We start from the raw sequence: 291 nt of genomic DNA on the forward strand, positions 1-291 counted from the left end.
GCCCACTAGTCACGGTGTGGATATAGAGACTGCGATAAGTAAGAGTGCTTATGACGTGAGCGAGTTTAAAGACTACGTGGTGTATATAGCTCCCAAAGTTGAAGTCACAAAGCAGGGGGTTGTAGCCCTGTTCCTACTGACAATAGGGTGTCCACATCAGGAGCCGTGTGATGTGAAAGTATCAAGCACGGTTTTGAATTGGAGTTGGGGGAGGTGACTTCCCTTTCGACCATAACAGGTAACGGTTCTCAATAGTCCGAGCCAGTCGTCAGACCCATCTCGATCTCTAGA

1 protein-coding gene is annotated in these 291 nt (G+C 48.5%); it reads left to right on the forward strand.

Annotation, left to right across the window (positions count from 1 at the left end; all coding sequences use genetic code 11):
* Positions 1 to 217, forward strand: a 217-nt coding sequence (locus P5683_RS26175; protein WP_315642175.1) for a hypothetical protein, incomplete at its 5' end; no start/stop codon positions are given.
* Between the last annotated feature and the right edge of the window lie 74 nt (positions 218 to 291).

The sequence above is a fragment of the Limnospira sp. PMC 1279.21 genome (assembly GCF_032349615.1).
Taxonomy (GTDB): domain Bacteria; phylum Cyanobacteriota; class Cyanobacteriia; order Cyanobacteriales; family Microcoleaceae; genus Limnospira; species Limnospira fusiformis.